The following is a 5,080-nucleotide window of genomic DNA, read 5'->3' on the forward strand; positions in this document are numbered from 1 at the left end:
GGGCGGCGCGGGCACAGCGCAATCACTTAGCATGTTGTTATCATGCGTGGGTATCCTTGAAAGTGAAAGCTCAAGAACTGGGCCAGACCCTGTATGCCGTGCGGGAGAGTTTGTTTAGTCATTACCTTCGCGCTGAACTACAAAACCCTCATGTCACGGCTTGTTAAGGTCCAAAGCGTAAGTCCTGATCTTACAACTTCGGCTGCCGCGTATGCCACTCAGTTGCTTGCTCGTACGCATAACCGGCTTGCATGACTAATCCCTCTTCGTCATGGCGTCCGATCAATTGCAGACTCAAGGGAAGACCATCGGTACTGAAACCGCAAGGCACCGAAATAGTCGGACTGCCAGTGAGATCGAACGGTGCGGTATGGCGAAGCAGCCCAAGGCTTGCCTCACGTGAGAGAGGCGCATCAGGCGGAAAATCTTTGAGAGGCATCGGCACCCGCGGGAGAGACGGACAGAGAAAGAGATCGACCTTCTGCAGAATATCATCAAACATGCGACATACGGCCTGTCGTTTCACATAGGCTTGGGCGTATTCAGTGCCCTTTACTTTGCCCCCATCCTCCAGGAACGATCGAAACATCGTGCCATAGTCAGCCGCACGTGCAGGATAAAACTGCTCATGCGCAGCCGCTGCTTCTGCCGCGCAGATCGTGAACCAGAAAGGATCGTCAGTAAGCTGGAACTTCACCTCGTGGATCTCCGCACCGAGTTCTTGGAAGACTTTCGTCGTCGCCAAGACAGACGCACTGACTTGTGAATCAGCACCTTTGCGACAATAGTCAGCATCGACCCCGATGCGTACCCCTTTGACGCCGTTGCGCAACATATCCAGATAGTCACGAACGGTGACTCGTCGGGTTGTCGGATCTTTGGGATCAAACCCAGCTATCGCACGTAGCATAATTGCCGAGTCCTCGACGCAACGTGTCATCGGACCAATATGATCCAGCGATTCCCCCAGAGGGAAGACGCCGTAACGACTCACTTTGCCGTAGGTTGGCTTTACACCGACAATGCCACAGGCAGCCGAGGGAAAGCGAATTGAGCCACCAGTATCTGACCCCAGCGAACCGAAACACAACGAGGCTGCTGTGGCCACGCCGGACCCGCTCGAAGACGCTCCAGGCCAACGGTCAGCATTCCACGGATTGACCGGGGCAGGAATCGACGGGTGATAGCCACCAAGGGCAAACTCCGTCATTCCCAACTTACCAAGGAGCACCGCACCAGCCGCGTTCAGTTTATCAACGACGGTCGCGTTGTGATCCGGCACCCAGTCAAAGAGAATTTTTGACGAACAGGTTGTGCGAATCCCTTTAGTGAAGCAGAGATCCTTTACGGCAATCGGCATACCGTGCAGTAGCCCGCGATATTTGCCGCCCGCGATTTCCTGCTCCGCCTCTTTCGCTTGTCGCAGCGCCAGCTCAGCAGTAATCGTCAGATAACTGTGCAGCTTGCTTTCGTGTACAGCGATGCGATCCAGCATCGCACCAGTCAGTTCGACTGGCGAGACTTCTTTCTTTTTAATCAGTGCAGCAACTTCAGTGAGGGTTTTAGTACAGAGTTCAGCGACGGTCGCCATGGTTGTTCCCCTTTCGCATTTCGTGACTCGTGTTCGTGATTCGTGGTTCGAAAAAAGTAGTCAGTAGAACGTTATGGGGCTGGGACTAGTTTTTTCCTGCAAGTCCCCAGCCTCTAGCCCCTAGTCCCTCTTTTTAGATCCGCAAAATCGCTCCACGCTCCTGCAACGTTTTTTGCAGCTTATCCACATTGAGCGCCTTCGGGTCAATCCCCGCGCGCACGGCTAGTGCTGCTGCGGTGCCTGCCGCTTCACCGGTGGCCATACACGGTGGAACCTCCTTCGTCGCATGGTGCACGCGGTGATCAACAGAGATACAACGACCAGCAACCAGTAGATTCGAGAATTCTTTGGGCAATAACGAGCGATAGGGAATGTAATAGAGCGCTTCGTATTTGGTCCAATGGCCGGTGACGGCAATGACATCATCACACGGGGTATCGATATCATCGCGCCCGACCATATACTCACCAACTAAACGACGACTTTCAGTCACTCCGAGTTGATCCGCAATGTGACAGAGGTGAGCTTTGGCGAAGCCTGGCGTTTCTTTACGCAGACGGTCAACAACCTCCATTACGCGTTTGCGACATTCGAGTTCAGCATAGGTCAGATCTTCAGGTTTGGTTGCGTCGATTTTTCGCGTGACGCGCTCCGCAGCGCCCCAGGGCAACAGGACTTTACCTTCACCGATAGTGTGAAAAAACCAGCCCCCATCTTGGATAGCCTCTTGCGCGTTTTCGACTCCGCCCATAGCGAACCAGAGCCACGGCAGGACTTCTTCACTCTCATAGGCCGCGCCAGCGGAGGTAAAGATGTCACCGTCACCGCTCGCATCGATCACCACTTTAGCAAGAATGGCAAAGCGACCAGATTTACTCTGAAACGTCACACCTTTAATACGCCCCTCTTCGACAATCGCGTCGCAAGCATACGAATGGAGCAGCAGCTTCACCTTCGCTTCTTCAACCATGTTGTTCAGCGCGAATTTGAACTCCTCGGGATCATAAGCCACTGAGTACCGCACGCGATGTGGCCCGTGCCCCCACACCAAGCCCCAACTCTGATCACGGCGAATCAAGTTTTCGTCTTCATTCCCCCACTCTGTTTTCGGCGGAAACATTGCCGCACCGCGCTTGGCGAGACGGTCGGTCACTTCTTGACACAAACCAGCGATCACTTGTTGCCCGCGACCATCATCGAGCGTCAACAGTAAAATGATCAACCCACCCGTCGCCAAACCGCCCAGATAGCCAAGCCGCTCAACCAGCATGACATCGGCACCGTTACGCGCCGCGGCAACTGCGGCAGAGACACCAGCCGAACCGCCGCCGATCACAAGCACGTCGGTCTCAGCCTTGATTGGCGTTGAACGGGGCTTCTCCTCGATGAAACGTAGTTGTGTCATAGCACGCTTTCAATTTGCCTTAGCTGAAGGGGTGACACAAAACCGAATGGGCGAACGGGCGAATGGGAGACCCGGCGACCGCCAGTCACAACTTAAGGAAAAATCCTTGTGTTTGAGGTGGAGCGCAGCGTGTAGGGTTCCTTCTCCCGCCGGGAGAAGGTCAGGATGAGGGTACCAAGAGACAAAAACCGCTATTGTTTATCCCCTCACCCTAGCCCTCTCCCTGAGGGAGAAGGAATTATGCTGCTGCTAACGGCTTAAGTTGTGACTGATGCCCGGCACCACCCCACCGTTGCGAGCCCCGATTCACCGATTCTCCGATTCTCCGTTTCGTTTTGTCGTTTTCCCCTACAGCCTGAAGCCTACAGCCTATAGCCTTTCCACTACCACATCTGTCGCAACAACCCGAGCAACGCCTCTTCTGCCCCTTGCTGCTTATGCCACATGGCACTCTCTTCGATCACTGCATGTGCGACAGCGGGGAGTTCGCTTTCTTTGGCACCGACATCACGCAGTCTGCGCGGGACACCAAATGAGTCGATAAACGCTTCGACGGTACGCGCAGCTTCTTCAGCAACATCTTCGAGTTTGCGTCCTTCGGTCTTAATGCCAAACGCTTCGGCAATCATCGCTTGTTGCGGTAAGGTCTGCGGCGCGAGGAAACGCATACAATGCGGAATGGTGATACAGGACGTCACACCATGCGGAACGTCCCAACGCGCGCCGATTTGATGGCCGAAGATATGGCTTAAGCGCACCCCGACATTGCCGAGGCCAAAGATCGATAGCCACGCAGCGACTTGGCACTCACCACGCGCCTCAATGTTCTTTGGTTCTTTCACCGACAACGGCAAGTTCACTCGGAGTTTGCGAATCGCTTCCATGGCCAGCGCATCAGTCACTGGTTGTGGGTTCACCGACCACAACGCCTCAATCGCATGATCCAGAGCTTTCATGCCAGTCGATGCCCACAGCTGGGTTGGGGTTGCGACCGTCTGCTCAGGATCAAGGATAACAATCTTTGGCACAATGCGCGGATCAGCACGGACGGCTTTGATGCGCGTCTTTTCATCCGTCCACCCAGCGAACGGGGTAAACTCACCGGCAGAGAGGGTCGTGGTAATAGCGATCTGCGGAATGGCCTCTTGTGGCCGATCGCCCAGTAATTCCAGAGCAACAATCTTCGCCGCATCGACCGGGCTTCCGCCACCAAAACTGATGATCAGGTCAGCTTGCGCCTCACGCGCGCGCTTCGTCGCTTCAGTGATATTGCTGCTCGGTACATGCTGCTGGCAACTGCTGTAGGTACCAACCCACTTATCTTCAAGCAACGTCTCCAGCTTACGGACCAGGTCGGTCCTCGTCGCCAACGTCTTCCCGGTCAAAATATATGCGCGCTCTTTACCAAAGCGCTCCATCTCTTTGGTCACGCGAGCAATCGATCCAGCACCAAAAATCACTTTCTCAAGTTGCGGAAATTTATATTCGCGAATCATAGGACCTCCTTTGCGCAGGCCCTACTTTATCCCTGCGATATACAGGACAACAAGGGAGGAGAGGCAATGGTTCCGTCTGGATTGGTCTTGTAGAGGCATCCCCACGTGGGTGCCCTATCCCAGGGCATCAGTCACAACTTAAGCCGTTAGCAGCAGCATAATTCCTTCTCCCTCAGGGAGAGGGCTAGGGTGAGGGGATAAACAATAGCGGGTTTTGTCTCTTGGTACCCTCATCCTGACCTTCTCCCGGCGGGAGAAGGAACCCATACGCGCTGCACTCCACCTAAAACACAAGGAGTTTTCCTTAAGTTGTGACTGGTGCATCGGCGAACGCTCCTCTCGCATAGCGGTTGGGGATGGTCAGATGCTACCATTCTCCTCATGGAAGGATCAAATTCCCCCCGATCCGGGTTCCAGATTCAGCTCTGCTCCCAAACACAACAGTCGAGATAAAATCAACACAGGACTTACGCTTGAGGACCACAAGTATCATTTTAGGGATATGATTACCAAGAAGCAGTACGTCGAATATTTGGTGAGCACGCCGAAGAATTGCACCTGTACGTATCTGGCCGAGCATTTGGAAGA

General features: G+C 54.2%; 3 protein-coding genes. All 3 read right to left on the reverse strand.

Going from position 1 to position 5,080, the window contains the following annotated elements:
* Nucleotides 1-190 precede the first annotated feature (190 nt).
* Nucleotides 191-1,591 carry an amidase gene (locus FJ147_27070; GenBank protein MBM4259550.1) on the reverse strand — a complete coding sequence of 467 codons (1,401 nt, stop codon included), beginning with the start codon at nucleotides 1,589-1,591 and terminating at the stop codon, nucleotides 191-193.
* 133 nt (nucleotides 1,592-1,724) lie between these two features.
* Nucleotides 1,725-2,996, reverse strand: coding sequence for an FAD-dependent oxidoreductase (locus FJ147_27075; protein ID MBM4259551.1), 1,272 nt, complete (start codon nucleotides 2,994-2,996; stop codon nucleotides 1,725-1,727).
* Between the two features lie 383 nt (nucleotides 2,997-3,379).
* On the reverse strand, nucleotides 3,380-4,492 hold the full coding sequence (locus FJ147_27080; GenBank protein ID MBM4259552.1) for an iron-containing alcohol dehydrogenase: 1,113 nt from the start codon (nucleotides 4,490-4,492) through the stop codon (nucleotides 3,380-3,382).
* Nucleotides 4,493-5,080 lie beyond the last annotated feature (588 nt).

It is taken from the genome of Deltaproteobacteria bacterium (assembly GCA_016874775.1).
In the GTDB taxonomy this organism is placed as follows: domain Bacteria; phylum Desulfobacterota; class Binatia; order Bin18; family Bin18; genus VGTJ01.

Coding starts and splice junctions, on each gene's coding strand:
- FJ147_27070 (MBM4259550.1), bottom strand. CDS start 1,591: ATGGCGACCGTCGCTGAACTCTGTACTAAAACCCTCACTGAAGTTGCT.
- FJ147_27080 (MBM4259552.1), bottom strand. CDS start 4,492: ATGATTCGCGAATATAAATTTCCGCAACTTGAGAAAGTGATTTTTGGT.
- FJ147_27075 (MBM4259551.1), bottom strand. CDS start 2,996: ATGACACAACTACGTTTCATCGAGGAGAAGCCCCGTTCAACGCCAATC.